The organism is Metallosphaera sp. D4-4, assembly GCF_046245145.1.
GTDB lineage: Archaea > Thermoproteota > Thermoprotei_A > Sulfolobales > Sulfolobaceae > Metallosphaera > Metallosphaera sedula.
This window is the reverse complement of record NZ_CP176412.1, coordinates 649,349-664,062: the sequence shown is the minus strand read 5'-3', so window position 1 is coordinate 664,062 and position 14,714 is coordinate 649,349. Positions and strand designations below refer to the sequence as shown.

Below are 14,714 nucleotides of genomic sequence, written 5' to 3'. Positions count from 1 at the left end.
AAAAACCCATGATACTTGGAGCGATCTCTGACATTCACTCCCCCAGATATCTAAACGATTTCTTCATGGCCTTCAGGACTGCACCACTATACGACCTTTACATTCTAGCGGGAGATCTAGTGGACAAGGGAAAGGTTCTGCACTTCGATCCGATCTATAGACTCCTCTCATCTAGAAAGGTCGTCGCGGTATTTGGCAATGACGACTTCAGGGAACTTCGGGACGAGTATAGGAGACTCTACCCCAGCATAACCTGGCTTGAGGAGGAGGCCACTTCGCTGAAGGTGGGGAATTCCACGATCTACTTCGTGGGAAGCGAAGGCGTGATTGAGAGACCCACAAAGTGGCAATTCGAGAGGGGTATTAACAGGGAGTTCTACTTAAAGAGAAAAGAGAGACTCGAGGATCTTCTTTGCAGAAAGGAAGGCGACTTAACAGTTTTGATCACCCATTACTCCCCTGCATATGAGACCTTGAAAGGAGAGAAGACCTGGGCTTATCCAGAACTAGGTTATCCACTCGTTAAGGAGTTGAAATGTAAGCCTGACATCGCGATACATGGTCATGCCCACAAGTCCACCGTTACTCACGCAGTTGTAGAGGGGGTGGAAGTTTACAACGTTGCTTTACCAGCAACTAGGGGATTTACAACCATAAGACTTGAAAAAAGTTAGACTCTTTGATCTGGGGGTAGCTCCTCATACTTCTTGAACATTAGATACCAAGCCTTTGCGTTGGGTAACTTCATCCTCATTTCGGCTTCCATGAGAGTGGTTGGGGCCCCAACTACTACTTCCTTCCCTGGCTCCCAGTTCACTGGAGTGGAGACCTTGGCCTTATATGAAACTATTAGGGCCTTGGTTATTCTGATCAGCTCTTGTATATTTCTTCCAGCTTCTATGGGATATTGGGCCATGAACCTTATTGTGCCCTGAGGATCCACAATGAAGACTCCCCTTACGGTTAACCCAGAGTTCTCCTCAACTAGATCCAGTAACCTCGCTAGTTTCTTCTCAGGATCCGCTATCACGGGGAAGGGGATCTTTAGACCATATCTCTGCTCTATATCAGTAAGCCAGGCAATGTGCGAGTAAATGCTATCAACGCTCAAACCCACCAACTGCACCCCTAACTTCTCAAATTCCGAGTAGTTCCTAGCAAACTCGGCAAACTCGGTGGTGCAGACTGGAGTGAAGTCCGCTGGGTGAGCGAACAGGAACAACCACTTCCCCTTTCCAAACACATCCTTGTAAAAGTCTATTGGGCCAGCCGTTGTCATAACTTGAACGTCCGGGAATTTCTGATATGTTTTGACCATTTTAACACCTGAGATAAATGACGCTGAGAAGATTAAATCGTTGTCGCTATTAACTAGAAGTTACTTTTTATAGAGACTCTGTACTGGGCTTCACTACATAGAGACGAACGTTCTGCCAATTCCTATATTTTACGGTAGCGAAAACGACCTAGTTGGATTGGCAATCATAGTCTAATGGGCTGGTTTTCTCTCGTACTTAACTAGCCCCTCCTTCCTTATTACGTCAATTACTACTCTTGAGACCCAATCAATCACAGGCCCCCTAATTCCTATCCACCTTAAAAACCTATAGAGCAGGGGAATTCTAAGGGATGCTCCAGCGGCAAGAGGATGTCCTCCGCCACCTAGTCCAGCTGCAAACCTCCTCACATCTATCGTATTGCTCCTGAACGAAACTGCCTTCCCATTAGCTGAAACGAATATGTCTGCCCCTGTTCTCGTCATAAGGAACTGAGAGGCATAGCTTATGTCAGGCGGACCCTTCCACCTTATCGCAACCACTACCTTAGCACCTTCAACGTCCAACACCTTCACATATTTCCAGATCCTTTGATATCCTTTCAATTCCTCGTTAATTCTAGTCTCCAAGATTTTTTGGAACTCGTCGTTCCAAAGGGTTCCACCATAAAAGGTCTCAAGCAATTTCTTCTTCCATTCAAACCTTCTGTCATTCTCTACAATCCTTCTCAATTTTTCACCAAGTGGATCGTCATGAAGCCATATATCCACGGAGCAGTCCGCAGAGGCCAGTCTCCTGGATACCTCGTCATTGGGGTTCATGACCTTGTTTACTACGCCTGCACCGCAGGTAGTAACATCGTGGTAAACTTCCACTCCTACCTCCTTGAGCTTCGATTTCCACTCCTCCTTCCAAACATGATGATCAAACCATTGTATTGTGGCACCTTCGCTTCTAAGACGTTTCACAGCCTCAACTATCGAAGGAAAGGTGGACTCATTGATACCTAGGTCTGCTATCATCACGCTGGAGACTCCCCTCAACTCTAACTTGGCTAAAACCTCGTGAAGTTTCGTTGGCTCAGTGAACCAGATGTTTCTCGGAAGGGAATTGACAGCTCTCGCGTAAACGCTGGCCGAGGCAGTCCCATCAAAGTCGTTATGCACTATGGCGTAGTAATCCATTTTCTCAGGTTCCAGTAGTGGTTGTTACTTAAAAGTAATTCCTTGAGTGGTTGTTATCTTCCCTCTATAGAGGAAGTCGACTTGCCTTAGGGTAGCGTAATAATCGAATTCCGTTATGGCCGATATCCCGTCAGTAGGTACAACGATGTTGTACCACCGCAATGCGGCGCTCCCAGCTGTGTGAAGAACGCAGATATTGGCCACCGTTCCAGTGATCACAAGCGTATCTATTCCCTTGACCTGGAGGTAGTAATCCAGGGAGGTCCCAAAGAACGCATCATATCTCAATTTTTTGACGACGTAATCATCTTTTTCCGGCTTCAGTTCGTCTACTATTTCTGCTCCCCAGGAGCCGGCAACGGCGTGCTCACCCCAAATCTTAAACTCAGGGTCGTCCTTAAGGTGCCAATCCTGAGTATATATAACACGAGCACCCGAATCCCTTGCCTTAGCTATCAACTGCCTTATGGGAGAGATAGTGGACTCGGCGTTAGGAACGTAAAGTTTCCCTTCTTTCCTGACGAAATCATTTTGCATATCCACGACTACCACTGCACTTTTTGATGGATTTATGGACAGCTTATCAAGGACAGGAATTTCAGGAGTGAGAAGTTCTTTTCTCACAAGTAAAACAGTGAATGGCCTTTAAAAAAGATCTATAGCTCTACACTTCATATCTTAATGCCACAGCTGGTTCGATTCTGGACGCCCTATATGCAGGGATGATTCCTGCGAAGAGACTGAAAATGACTGTTATAAGTATCACTTCCGCAATGAATGTTGGTTCAAATACTGGAGTAATATGTGCGCTGATTCCGAGGCCACCGGACGCTGCAGCGCTTCCTCTTCCAGCCCCAGGTCCTCCAGAATTGGTAAGTGTGGTAAGAAGGTATCCCATCCCAACCCCTGCACCCACTCCAGCTATGCCTCCAAGTAGGCCCATCAATATGGCCTCTGTTACAAATATCACCATTATACCCCTCCTGGTGAAGCCTATTGCCCTCAGAACTCCTATTTCCCTTGTTCGCTCCACCACTGTGGTAAACATAGTACTCAATATTCCCACGAAGGCCACAATGAAGGATGATGCGCCTGCTACGAAAAGTAGACTGCTGACCGCAGATAGGGAGTTATTGATGAGAGTGATGAACTGCTCCACGGATGTAACACTTACTGATCTTCCGAGCTCGTTATGTATGGAATTTACAACATTGTTTACCTGTGAAACGCTACTTGCCTCTACTATTAAACCGCTGTATTGATCCCCATAGTACTGTGAGCCCACTATATTCTGCACAACTAAGGCCCTATCTATATCCGCGAAGGCACTACTAAACTCGTTAAAACTACCAGTGATCAGGAACGTTTTGGTAATTTTCCCGTCTGGGGTATTCATCACCACGGTTATGGTCTGGCCTACCTGATAAGTGGGCTGGCCTGGATACTGCGGATGCGCTATATAATAACCAACTACTGCTCCGTATGAGGAGTAGGGTGAGGGATATTGACCTTGCTGCAGGGTTAGCCCAGGAAATACCTCGGAAGCTTGGCTAGTACTAATAGAGAGAATTTCCGTGGCTTCAGGACCACTAGGCGTTTCAATTGTACCAGAGATGAGATAAAACGGAACTACCGCCTTAACTCCTGGTATGTGTGATATCTCCTGTATGGTATAGGGGGTAATTGTGCTTGTACCCGGAGTCACAAAGATGTCGGTAGGAGATAGACTGGAGAAGAGCTGATGAGTTAGAACCGAGGAAAATCCTAGGGTTAGACCCGTTAATCCCACAACTATAGCTGGCCCAATAAGTATTCCTAAGATTGTTAAGCTCGTTCTTAGCTTCTTCGAGGTTAAGGCTTTAAAGGAAAAGTTCACAACATCTGAAAGTTTCATCTCGAAACCCTCCTTGCTATTCTCACTTTTTCCCCTTCCTAAGGACTAAGAGGATAGCCAGAACTATAACTATTACAAGGAGGATAGCTATCACGATTTCTGGTAGAAGGGAATTGCTACTTTTGAAGTGCCTGAAATTGGTGAACGTGGTATTAAAATGGGTCGCAGATGGTGAGAAGCTTAGAACGTAAGTCAAGTTATGGGTTTGATATATGGAGTCCTCGTAGGACACAACTATCTTAACTTGGTGAGGTCTCGCTGTAGAGGTATTTCCACTCGCGAAGGGTATAACTAACGTTGTCGAGAAGGGTGTAGGGCTATTGGGCGGTACGCTTCCTATGTAAGTGGAATTGCCATCCACATATACTGTAACGAAGTTAGCTGACGCTGTGCCGAAATTATTTAGAACTCCGGTAACTGTAAGCGTGCCGTTTGAGAACGATATTGTGGGTTGCTGTAGAACCAGATCCACTAGTCCGGTGGCTATCAACGAGAAGTTATAACTCTGCGTAATGACGCCACTTCCGGGTAAGAGATACTGTACCTCTACAGAAAGGGGCAATGGTGTAGTTGAGGAAACAGTTGGTAACAGGTTCAAGGTTACGGTATAACTCTTACCTGGAGAGAGGGTCCCAATATCCACCGTGTTCTGGGATAGAGAAAATTCAGAGGATGGTCCAAACAACTTTAGTACGACATTATTAAGCGGAGTTTGAGCCGTGTCAATTAGCCTTACGGTAACATTATTGATCGTACCATAGTAAACCTCGGTTGGAGTAATGGAGACGTCCACTATATTTTGAGCTGGAAGCACATTAATTGGAATCGTATAGGTTACGGTCTTGGTAACGCCCTCGTAATTATACACGAGGGTCAATGTAGCTGGATAGCTCCCTGCACCGACTCCCTGAGCGGAAATGGTGAAAATTACTGTTGCGTTAGAATTGGGACCCATGTTAAAAGTCTGATTTGAGAACCCCACAACGCTGAGACCTGTAAGCCTCAACTCTGCAGAAACTGAAGATACTGGTACGGGATCATAATTCACCAAGACAATGGGTAATTCAGCCTGAGTTCCCTGATAAACTGTGACGTTACTAACTAAGGCAAGAAGCTGGCTCTGCGGGTAAACGTAAACGGGTATCTGGGACCTCACTTGATGAAAACCGTAGCTACTGAAGTAGCTTACCACGAAAGGTATCTCATGATACCCAGGTGTTACGTTCTGTGCTAAGGTTATGGTGAAGGGCACTTGGGCATAGTTTACGCCCTGTCCTGAGGCTGAGAGCGTGGGAACGACGTACGAGGTATAGGTTGAACTCATTCCCGCTGGTGGAAGAATTGTTACATTAACGTCTGAAATGGGATAAGGAAGTGGATTGGTAAGCAGAAACGTTAGCGTAACCCCCGCAGTCCCAGGAGTAGCTAGCGTGGACCAGGTAGGATCAGATAGGGTAGGCATTGCGTTGTAATAGTTAACCTGTACGAAAGTGGTTACGGCGGTTTCTTGCTGTTGTCCGAAGATCTCATACGTGATTGTGTAGGTTATTGGATATGCTCCTGGCGCTAGAGTTTGCGGAACTTCAAATGTATAGTTGAAGTTGGCAGTTCCCTGAAATGTCGTGGGCGTGAAGTTAGAACTGAGAAGGGTTAAACTAGTCTGTGGAGTTACGGATTCTATGAATGCGTTGTATGACGAGTTGGCCCGTAAAGTAATAGAGACAAGCGAGGAGGGAGTAGCTGAAGCAGAGGTTACGTAGAAGGTTATTGGCGTTTTCGGATAGATAGTAAGGGTTAAGGGTATGTTAACCAGGGTTACGTTGGCATTACCTGAAGTTATATTGGAGTTAGTTGCGTAATACCTGTATCCGAGGTAGTTGGTAAATGTTACTGAGTAGTTGAGAGAATAGGTACCAGGGATCGCATTTTGCGTAACGTTAACTAACTGAGTGGATTGAATGGTCTCCTGAGGAGGGATTGAGGGAATCGTAAATGTAAGGAACTTCTTTCCCGTCTCGCTCATCAAACCTGAAGGGAGCGTCAGGTTAACCAGAACGTTGTCCACTATGTTGCTGGAGGGATTTGAGACCGAGATGGTTAAGGGCGAAGCTCCCTCTCCTGTAACCAAGTTTTGCGAAACCCCACTTGTTCCTCCCTGAATTCCCACAGGTATTGGAAAGTCAACAGCCGACACTGGAATCTGAATGTTGAACGTTTTACTTTCAACACAAACCTGGTCTGCGATGGGAACGCTATAGTCCACTGCGACCTTCGCAGAGTAATAACCGGGAGTTACTGAGCTAGGAATGGTTAAGTAGAAGATGGCGAGGTAATATCCGCTTCCTTGGATAACGCCTGCTTGATTCCCTTCCACTGTAATAAACGGAGATCCTGAAGGGAAGGAAATGGATGCGCTGAGTGGAGTCGCAGAACCAACTGCCCCTATTTCCACATAGAATGGGAAGTCGGTATATCCTGGATAGGCGCTCGTGGGCGAACTGGGACTACCCCAACCATATCCCAAGACAGAGACTGTTGGAGAAGCAGGAGTAGCAGTAGCCAAAAGAAAAGAGAGCGGTGATAAGGATACCATTATAAGTAGTAAAACAATGAAATTTTTCATACTCGGTTAATCGATATGTCTTTTATAAGACTTTTCCATATAATGTTTAATATCGAATATCTTTGTAAGTCCTGTCTCTCTAGGATCTGATACATAAAAACTTCAACATTAGCAAATGAGTGTGGAGAGCTTAATAAACCTATAGATTAAGTTCAGGATTCCAGCTTAAGTAGCACACGAGAGCTATACGATTTCATGGGAACATTTATACTAGCTAAGCAATCTCAGGAATATCTTTTTAAAGATAGAGCTAGACCCATGCTTTATGGAAGTTATAAAGCTTGAGAACGTGAGCAAAATTTATGGAACCAAGGTTAAGGTTACAGCACTCAAGGACATCAACCTTAGCATAGAGGAAGGTGAGTTCGTGGCCATAGTTGGACCTTCTGGAAGCGGGAAAACCACCATGCTTACGATTATGGGCACCCTAGCTAGACCAACTACAGGCAAGGTCTATATTTATGGTCATGACACGACATCACTAAACGATGACGAACTTTCAAAGATAAGGAACACGTACATTGGGTTTGTGTTTCAAAATTATAACTTAATTGATAGGATGACTGCCTTAGAGAACGTTGAGTTGCCCCTGGTAGCCCGTAATTTACCGAAAAAAGAGAGGAGAGAGATAGCGTTAGACATACTTTCCAAGCTGGGTCTAGGGGAACTGGCTTACAAGAAACCCACAGAACTTTCTGGCGGACAACAGCAGAGAGTATCCATCGCCAGGGCCTTGGCGCAGAGCCCAAAGATAATTCTTGCAGACGAACCAACAGCGAACCTCGATAGTAAGAGCGGTGAGGCAGTGTTAAAGACTTTTCAGCAGGCAAATAGGGAGTTCAAGACCACTGTTGTTATCATTACACACGATCCAGATGTGGCTGCCATAGCGGGAAGAAAGGTACACATCAGGGATGGTCAAATAGAGAAAATAGATTGACACTAAAAGCTAATCAGGTTAGTGGAGCCGCTTTCACAGACCTTGATTACCTTTTATGAGATACGATTACACATTTACACGGACGTAGTGAAAACTGAAAGACCTTAACTAAACTCTCCATGTAGGTCTAAAGGAAAACCGCTATTAACACGTGGATCTCCTTTACACTGAAGTTGAACAAGTACTACTTTATCCTTATCTTGGGTGGAATAACCTTCGGTACTGCTGCAATATTCATAAAACTTTCAGGAATGTCGCCCGGAATGATTGCCTTCACCAGATTCTTCATTGCCGGTCTCATATTATCAAGGGGGAGGCTACACCTTAGGAGGATCCTTTCGCAATGGAAGGTCGGCCTCCTTTTATCAGCTCACATGATACTTTTCATTTTTAGCGTCTATTACACTACAATCATTGATTCCACGGTCCTGGTCTCAACGTCTCCTCTTTTCTCGTTAGCCCTTGCTCCATTGGTTGGGATACCCACGACCAAAAAGGAAATCATAACGGGAGCTGTGGCATTCATGGGGGTTATTCTGATGAATTTCCCAGTAAATCAGGGTTATCTACTGGGAAATGTGATGGCAATAATCTCCGCCTTAACCATTGCTCTTTACACCATTCTACTATCTAAAACCAAGAACGAGGATCCACTCCTCCTAACCTCCTACATTTACCTTATGTCGAGCGTGTTCAGCTTTCCAATAGCCCTAGTTGAGGGACCAGGAAGGGTAGACCTGGTTTCAATTCTTTCACTTCTAGGGCTCATAGCCTTACCAACGCTTGTGGGACATACCTCAGTGATATACGCCTCAGGACACGTTAAACCTCAGCACATCGAGGTAATTGGACTTCTGGAGCCTGTGGTTGCGACACTTCTGGCATTGCCTATATTTAATCAAGTCCCCACTCCGCTTGAGATAGTGGGGGGAGGGATGATTGTACTCTCTGTCTCCATCCTGACCTGGAGGAGATAGCCTATCCACGTTTATAAGAAAGCTGGACAAAATAATCTTCAATGGATATATCAAATCTGTTACAGTCAGGGAACCTGAATCTGGCCCTCTTAAAACTAAGAGAAATGGTAGAACAAAATCCCTCCAAAGAGAACTATCAACTCCTTGGTAGGGTCCTCCTAGAACTAGGGAGAGACGAGGAGGCAATTGATGCCTTCATTAAGGGGGAAGACTACGTTAGCGCTTCCAGATTGTTAGCCCTCAAGGATCCAGATACAACCCTGGACCTTCTAAGGGATAAGCAGAGCAAGGAAGCCAAGATAATTCGTGCCATGTTACTTCTCAGGAAGGAAAGATACGATGAGGCACTTAGGGAGATAGAAAACATAGAGGACAAGGATGCCCTACTCCTGAAGGTAAAGGGGATTTCCGAGTACTTTACCGGGAGATTTTATGAGGCACTTAGGGATCTTAGTAGAGCCATCTCGTATTATCCCTTGGATGCAGATCTATTCTATTTCAGAGCCCTCACCAGGATATCGCTAGGGGATGAACAAAACGCTGAGAAGGATCTGGACATTGCCATAAACCTTAATCCCTATTACGCTGAGGCCTACCTAAACAAGGGAATCCTCACGGAGAAGAAGGGAGACATTCAAGGGGCCATCAAGCTCTATACCAAGAGCATAGACCTAAAGCCAAACTACAAGGAGGCTTACATTAGAAGATCCAAGGCCTATCACCAACTTGGGAGGGAGGAGGAGGCAAAATCCGATCTCGCGAAATCGGAGAAGCTAGACTAGCTCTGAACCTGTGCATAGGCGTAAATAACTGGTTCCAGTTGAGAAGATGTGGTTATCGTCACCTTAACTATCGTCGAGTTAAGGACTGACGTCCCTTGGCCTTGGAACTCCACGTGTAATGCGGTAGTGGAACCAGCCGGTAACACGAAAGTCGTCGTGTTCACTAGGTTGCCCACACTTATGCTTTCCACTCTTATTGTAGTGGTTCCCATGTTCTCAAGGGTCAGATTTAGTACAAGTACTCCGCCGTTTTCAGATAGAGTTGGGACTCCCTTAACATCCACATAGTTCTGAGACCCATAGGACTTGAACAGTGTAAAGCCAAGAACGGAGACAGTCAAAGTCAGTGTAACTGCTACCACAACTAAGATTAACACCGCTATTGAATCTGAGAGACCGCGCTTAACTTTTTTCATACAGAAAAATAGGTAATATTTTCTATATAAGATTTTCGATCATTCTTAGGCTTATCTTTATGTTCACGAACTCCGGGTGAGAAGTTTACTCTCTCGTGAACTAGATCCTCTAAGAACCTCTTGAGCGATATGGCCAACTCCAATTCATGTACGCCAAGTCACGAACTCCGGGTGAGAAAAGAAAATTGCCTAGTGATAATTCCTTATGCTTACCAGGATGATGAGGAGTAGTAGAGTGGCCTTGTGCTTGACCGAAAATAACATTTCCTGGCAACTTGTGATGTACCAAGTTAAGGCAAGAAGGGAGGTAAAACATTTACGTCTAGATAAGCGTCAGGGCAGGTATAACACCACGGAAATACATTGACCTTCTACAAGTTATGATATTGCACTGAGGAGGGGTAGTGGTGATCTTGTTTCCGACATCCCCATTACCCCTTGGTCAGTTAACATGGTGTCGTTCAGACATGATAAGAGGCCAAGAGAGTGAACCTGAATCGTGTTAATCTATCGTCCCCTCACTCTGCCCTGTTTATTAACGTCTCTACATCATGTCTTCCCTTGTAATTATCTGTGACCAATTGAAAACATCTTTTTACTAGTTACTCTATGCTAAGCCTGATGTACCTATCAATGTACCGGTCAATCCACTTATCTCCTCCATCATCTCGTTCCGTTAATAAATTGAGCTAGATATTAACAATAAAATGCTATCACTCTCTGGGGATAGCCCAAACAAACAATCTCTACGAGTAATACTGATGAAGCGTAATATCCTGGTACAGCCTCTAGTTAACAGATTGATGAACTATGTTGAATAAAAGTATTTTACAGTCTAATATATTCTAATGACAATATAAATCTACTTGATTTCAGATCATAACCAGATCGAGTTTAAATATGAAGAACTTGTATTCATCGGCCCTGAACCTACTCCCTAGGAAAGAGGTATAAAGTCTACCTTATAGTCTCCTGATACCCTTTCAGCTACCTCATGGTCTGACGTTACAATGGTTCCACCTATCTTGTCGGCTGTGGCCACAAGGAAGGAATCCCCCAAGGATAGATTGTACCTCACCCTTGCCTTATATGCGATTTCAGCCAACTCGCGATCCACGTTCACCGGTTTAACAAATGTTAAGAGGTAATTTAACCTGACACCCGACGCCTTTATCCCGAATTTCCTTGAGTAGTGATAAGCGAACTCTGAGAGGTTGACTAGGTTGATGACCTTCTCGTCTGAGTTAAGGAAGTACTTCCTGACCGATGGGGAACCTGAAAAGAACTGAAAAATGATGTTAGCGTCAAGAATGTACCTTTGCACGTTCCTCTTCCCTTTCCTTAACTTGCTCCTTAGCTAGCTCCTCCAAACCCAGTCTCTTGTCCATTCCAAAGAGCTCCTCAGGAGTTTTCTTGGGAAGGATATGCACGCCGAATTCATCACTGTAGATTATAACCTCGTCACCTTCCCTTATGTTGTGGAGTTCCCTCATTTCCTTGGGAATCACCACTATCCCCTTCTTATGAACTTTTGTAAGTACCATATGAGAAGTTTAACTCATAGGCTAATAAGGTTTAACTTAATTCACTGTGAGTTACTTGTTAGAGCATCAATAACGTAACTCATGTGAAAAGCGAGTAGTCATCGGCAATGATAACCTTGTCCTTAAGGGCCTCCCTCCATCCAATCTTGTTCCTCATTTTCGAAAATTCCTGAGGAGTGTATGGCTTCACCTCAAACCCTTCCCTCGCCTTGAACAGCTCATACCTATCTAGAAAACGTATCCCATCAAACCTCTCCGAGACCAGGAGAACGTCCACGTCGCTCCAGAGATTGAAATCCCCCCTGGCGTAACTACCATAAAGCACGACTGTAACCTTACCTAGATCTCTTCTTAGTTCTTCGGTGAATTCCCTAACCTGATTGAGAACTTCCTCCCTCTGCTTTCTCCTTTCCTCTAAGATCCTCTCCAGCCTCTCTCACCAGATTTATTATTTTGGATGCACAGTCAATAGCTTTTTGCTTATCCCCCTCACTGTAGGACTCCTGAGGGATAGCTTCATCAGGGAGAGCATCAGGATACCTAGATGGAACGTAAACACGGGCTAGGAACTGAGCGCACTCAAGAATTGAGGTTGGAACTGGGAGTTCCGATCTTTTGAGAAGGGAAGGTAAGTCGTGCCCGAAGTACTGTTTGCCCACTAAGATAAGGTAAGCCTTAACAGATAATTGCGCGGCCTGCTCTGCCTTGAAGCACGCCCAGTTATAGTCGTTATCTTTCTCTGCACTCTTCAAGGTGCTAAGTGACGCCCTCATCCAACGCTCGTACTCGCTCCGATCTAACATGTTATTCAGGTAGCCTAACGCTCTTAAATCTCTTCATTGGTCCCAGGACGTTTCCACCCTACTTCGTTAGCATCTCTTTTAGTTCGCGAATAAAGGATGGACATATTTTTCTTCTATTTATGTTTTTAACTCAACAATGGAGTTGCTCTCTGGATATAGCTCCTCTGAGCACTATCAAGGGAGTAACACCCATTAACGTAATACTTTCAATTTTACAGAAGAATCAGAATACCAAGGCTTCATGTGGAGAACACGATAAATCCAGGGCTCGCCTTGACCCCAGTAATATTTGGTATAGTTAACTCGAGATTAACTTGACAGTGGAAGGGGTTGGAATGCAGTGTGGTAAAGTGAGGGGGTAACCGGAAAGCACGTCGGTTAAGGAGATTTTTCGCGAGGGGACCATTTCCTATGGATAACGTAAAAAGAGTGAGAGAGAAGAGATTTATTGATTTATACTCCAGATCCGAACAACAATGATATAAAACTTGAATGCATCCAGATTTAATATATTTCACAGCACTCAGCACGAGATAAACTCCCTCCATCTCTAGACTGAAAAGTCTAGAGGTCGTGCTGATCCGTTCCTGTTCAGCGACTAAAAAGAAATATTTTATTGGTTCTAAAATAATGACATCAAAATCAGACAACTTGGAAACGCCCGGAATAACATATCTAGGAGGGAGCTCAAATTTAGCCTTGATTCCAGCTAGTTTACTAAGTCCCCGAAGATACTTATCCCGTTGGTTGAATAAAAAGTGGTCAAATATAATGATAGATCACAGGGAAATAAGGTGTCTATTTTTTAATTATCTATTCTTATGATTGATCATTTTTAACGCAGAAAACCATCAAACTTATATGATAAATCTAGAGTTTAAGCTTTATGGCGTTGGGAAACCTAGCGACGTATCCCCCAGCGGCGGTACCCCAATGGTTGAGTTTGGGGTCTAACTCATGGATACTAACTGCTACAACTCTGGTCATGATACAATCGGTTCCAGCGTTAGCCCTATTCTACGCTGGCATGACTAGAAGAAGATTTTCCATGAATACAGTGATGATGGTTCTATACTCCTTCGCTTCCACTTTCCTTGTGTGGACCATTCTTGGTTACTCGCTCAGTTTCTACTCGTCCTCCATACACGTGGGCGGACTAAATTTCCTGGGGTTACCTCTCCCAATCTGGAATTTGCCCATGTTTGGGGAAACGGTATACGGACCTTCAGGGACTCAGCTCAACATTCCCTTCCTCACATTCGTTATGTTTCAGTTTGCCTTCGCTGCCATAACCCCTGGACTTATGGTAGGGGCGATTGTGGAGAGAACTAACTTCAAGGCGTGGATGATGTTCTCTCCCATCTGGATTATCCTGGTGTATGCGCCTGTTGCCTACTGGCTTTTTGCCGGTGGTTGGTTAAATCAGCTGGGAGCAGTGGACTACTCTGGCGGGTACGTGATCCACATGACAGCAGGTTACTCTGCTTTAGCCTTAGCCATGGCAATCGGGCAAAGGCTACCGCACGAAAGAAAGATCGAAGCCCATAATCTTCTCTTGACTGCCCTAGGTTTCGGACTTGACTGGATGGGGTGGAACGGGTTTAATGGTGGAGACGCTGGAGGTGCTACCATAGATGCGGCCATAGCAGTGTTCAACACCAACTTGGCTGCAGCTGCCGCAGCAATAACCTGGATGGCGATAGATATGAAGGTGTTTGGGAAATCATCCTTTACTGGTCTCGCCAATGGAGCCTTCGCAGGTTTAGTGGCAATAACTCCCATGGCAGGAATGGTCAATCCCAGCGAGGCGTTGGTAACGGGGGTAGTCACAGCGCCAGTAGTTTGGTTGGGCCTGTACAAATTACTGCCTAGGCTCAGGGTAGATGATGCGTTAGGTGTGTTCCCTGTTCACGGTATTGGTGGAACTGTGGGAGGCTTGCTAACTGGTCTCATGATAGATCCTGCGGTATCTCAGTACTTCCTTCCTGGATACAGGGGTGCCCTGTTTGGAGACTGGCATCAGTTTCTGGTTCAGGCATTGGCAGTTGTGGTGGTTGGGATTTACTCCTTCATGGTGAGCTTTGGCCTAGCTAAATTGATAGGGAGGATAACTCAGTTGAGGTTGAGCAGAGACGAGATATTGCAAGGAGATTACGCTGTGCATGGAGAGACTGCCTATCCCGAGGTAGTGAAAGAAAAGGCGCAGATGAGGAAAGTCGAGAAAACCAACCAGAAGATCACAGAAGAGAAATGATCTCCAATAATCTAATTTTC

Annotated in this window: 15 protein-coding genes; 5 read left to right on the top strand and 10 right to left on the bottom strand. The window is 45.0% G+C overall.

Annotated features, from left to right (window positions below):
- Positions 1–8: 8 nt before the first annotated feature.
- Positions 9–674, top strand: coding sequence for a metallophosphoesterase (locus ACI49J_RS03810; RefSeq protein WP_240252680.1), 666 nt, complete (start codon positions 9–11; stop codon positions 672–674).
- Here ACI49J_RS03810 and ACI49J_RS03805 read toward each other — a convergent pair.
- The 5 genes from ACI49J_RS03805 to ACI49J_RS03785 form a co-directional block, all read right to left on the bottom strand.
- Positions 671–1,318, bottom strand: a complete 648-nt coding sequence (locus ACI49J_RS03805) for a peroxiredoxin (protein ID WP_240252678.1) — start codon at positions 1,316–1,318, stop codon at positions 671–673. The genes ACI49J_RS03810 and ACI49J_RS03805 overlap by 4 nt on opposite strands.
- Before the next feature lie 171 nt (positions 1,319–1,489).
- On the bottom strand, positions 1,490–2,461 hold the full coding sequence (locus ACI49J_RS03800; protein ID WP_240252676.1) for a DHH family phosphoesterase: 972 nt from the start codon (positions 2,459–2,461) through the stop codon (positions 1,490–1,492).
- Between the two features lie 24 nt (positions 2,462–2,485).
- A complete protein-coding gene (locus ACI49J_RS03795) occupies positions 2,486–3,058 on the bottom strand; it encodes a cysteine hydrolase family protein (protein ID WP_404809758.1) in 573 nt (190 codons plus the stop codon).
- A gap of 67 nt (positions 3,059–3,125) precedes the next feature.
- A complete protein-coding gene (locus tag ACI49J_RS03790; protein ID WP_240252672.1) occupies positions 3,126–4,355 on the bottom strand; it encodes an ABC transporter permease in 1,230 nt (409 codons plus the stop codon).
- 22 nt (positions 4,356–4,377) lie between these two features.
- The gene (locus ACI49J_RS03785; RefSeq protein WP_240252670.1) at positions 4,378–6,978 is read right to left on the bottom strand and encodes an NEW3 domain-containing protein; all 2,601 of its coding nucleotides are present in this window, start codon (positions 6,976–6,978) and stop codon (positions 4,378–4,380) included.
- Positions 6,979–7,243: 265 nt separating this feature from the next.
- On the opposite strand from ACI49J_RS03785, the gene ACI49J_RS03780 reads away from it, so the two are divergent.
- From ACI49J_RS03780 to ACI49J_RS03770, 3 genes are all read left to right on the top strand, one after another.
- Positions 7,244–7,918: an ABC transporter ATP-binding protein gene (locus ACI49J_RS03780; protein WP_240252668.1), complete on the top strand. Its 675-nt coding sequence runs from the start codon at positions 7,244–7,246 to the stop codon at positions 7,916–7,918.
- Between the two features lie 173 nt (positions 7,919–8,091).
- Positions 8,092–8,895 carry a DMT family transporter gene (locus ACI49J_RS03775; RefSeq protein ID WP_012021474.1) on the top strand — a complete coding sequence of 268 codons (804 nt, stop codon included), beginning with the start codon at positions 8,092–8,094 and terminating at the stop codon, positions 8,893–8,895.
- Between the two features lie 41 nt (positions 8,896–8,936).
- Complete coding sequence (locus ACI49J_RS03770; protein ID WP_240252667.1) at positions 8,937–9,677, top strand: tetratricopeptide repeat protein; 741 nt, start codon at positions 8,937–8,939, stop codon at positions 9,675–9,677.
- On the opposite strand, the gene ACI49J_RS03765 is transcribed toward ACI49J_RS03770, so the two are convergent.
- From ACI49J_RS03765 to ACI49J_RS03745, 5 genes are all read right to left on the bottom strand, one after another.
- Positions 9,674–10,093, bottom strand: a complete 420-nt coding sequence (locus ACI49J_RS03765) for a hypothetical protein (protein ID WP_240252666.1) — start codon at positions 10,091–10,093, stop codon at positions 9,674–9,676. The two genes, ACI49J_RS03770 and ACI49J_RS03765, sit on opposite strands and share 4 nt — an antisense overlap.
- 937 nt (positions 10,094–11,030) lie before the next feature.
- Positions 11,031–11,417 (bottom strand): type II toxin-antitoxin system VapC family toxin, encoded by a 387-nt coding sequence (locus ACI49J_RS03760; protein WP_240252665.1) that lies wholly within the window; start codon positions 11,415–11,417, stop codon positions 11,031–11,033.
- The gene (locus tag ACI49J_RS03755) at positions 11,398–11,637 is read right to left on the bottom strand and encodes an AbrB/MazE/SpoVT family DNA-binding domain-containing protein (RefSeq protein WP_240252664.1); all 240 of its coding nucleotides are present in this window, start codon (positions 11,635–11,637) and stop codon (positions 11,398–11,400) included. The genes ACI49J_RS03760 and ACI49J_RS03755 overlap by 20 nt, the downstream gene beginning before the upstream one ends.
- Positions 11,638–11,716: 79 nt before the next feature.
- The gene (locus tag ACI49J_RS03750; protein ID WP_012021479.1) at positions 11,717–11,962 is read right to left on the bottom strand and encodes a nucleotidyltransferase domain-containing protein; all 246 of its coding nucleotides are present in this window, start codon (positions 11,960–11,962) and stop codon (positions 11,717–11,719) included.
- Between the two features lie 46 nt (positions 11,963–12,008).
- A complete protein-coding gene (locus ACI49J_RS03745; RefSeq protein WP_240252662.1) occupies positions 12,009–12,440 on the bottom strand; it encodes a HEPN domain-containing protein in 432 nt (143 codons plus the stop codon).
- Between the two features lie 886 nt (positions 12,441–13,326).
- Between ACI49J_RS03745 and ACI49J_RS03740 the strand changes: the two genes are divergently transcribed.
- Positions 13,327–14,694, top strand: coding sequence for an ammonium transporter (locus ACI49J_RS03740; RefSeq protein ID WP_240252660.1), 1,368 nt, complete (start codon positions 13,327–13,329; stop codon positions 14,692–14,694).
- The last annotated feature ends 20 nt before the right edge of the window (positions 14,695–14,714 follow it).

Bases quoted from the DNA above. Each gene is read 5' to 3' on its own strand.
- ACI49J_RS03810 (WP_240252680.1), top strand. From the start codon at position 9: ATGATACTTGGAGCGATCTCTGACATTCACTCCCCCAGATATCTAAAC.
- ACI49J_RS03805 (WP_240252678.1), bottom strand. From the start codon at position 1,318: ATGGTCAAAACATATCAGAAATTCCCGGACGTTCAAGTTATGACAACG.
- ACI49J_RS03800 (WP_240252676.1), bottom strand. From the start codon at position 2,461: ATGGATTACTACGCCATAGTGCATAACGACTTTGATGGGACTGCCTCG.
- ACI49J_RS03790 (WP_240252672.1), bottom strand. From the start codon at position 4,355: ATGAAACTTTCAGATGTTGTGAACTTTTCCTTTAAAGCCTTAACCTCG.
- ACI49J_RS03785 (WP_240252670.1), bottom strand. From the start codon at position 6,978: ATGAAAAATTTCATTGTTTTACTACTTATAATGGTATCCTTATCACCG.
- ACI49J_RS03780 (WP_240252668.1), top strand. From the start codon at position 7,244: ATGGAAGTTATAAAGCTTGAGAACGTGAGCAAAATTTATGGAACCAAG.
- ACI49J_RS03770 (WP_240252667.1), top strand. From the start codon at position 8,937: ATGGATATATCAAATCTGTTACAGTCAGGGAACCTGAATCTGGCCCTC.
- ACI49J_RS03765 (WP_240252666.1), bottom strand. From the start codon at position 10,093: ATGAAAAAAGTTAAGCGCGGTCTCTCAGATTCAATAGCGGTGTTAATC.
- ACI49J_RS03755 (WP_240252664.1), bottom strand. From the start codon at position 11,637: ATGGTACTTACAAAAGTTCATAAGAAGGGGATAGTGGTGATTCCCAAG.
- ACI49J_RS03745 (WP_240252662.1), bottom strand. From the start codon at position 12,440: ATGTTAGATCGGAGCGAGTACGAGCGTTGGATGAGGGCGTCACTTAGC.
- ACI49J_RS03740 (WP_240252660.1), top strand. From the start codon at position 13,327: ATGGCGTTGGGAAACCTAGCGACGTATCCCCCAGCGGCGGTACCCCAA.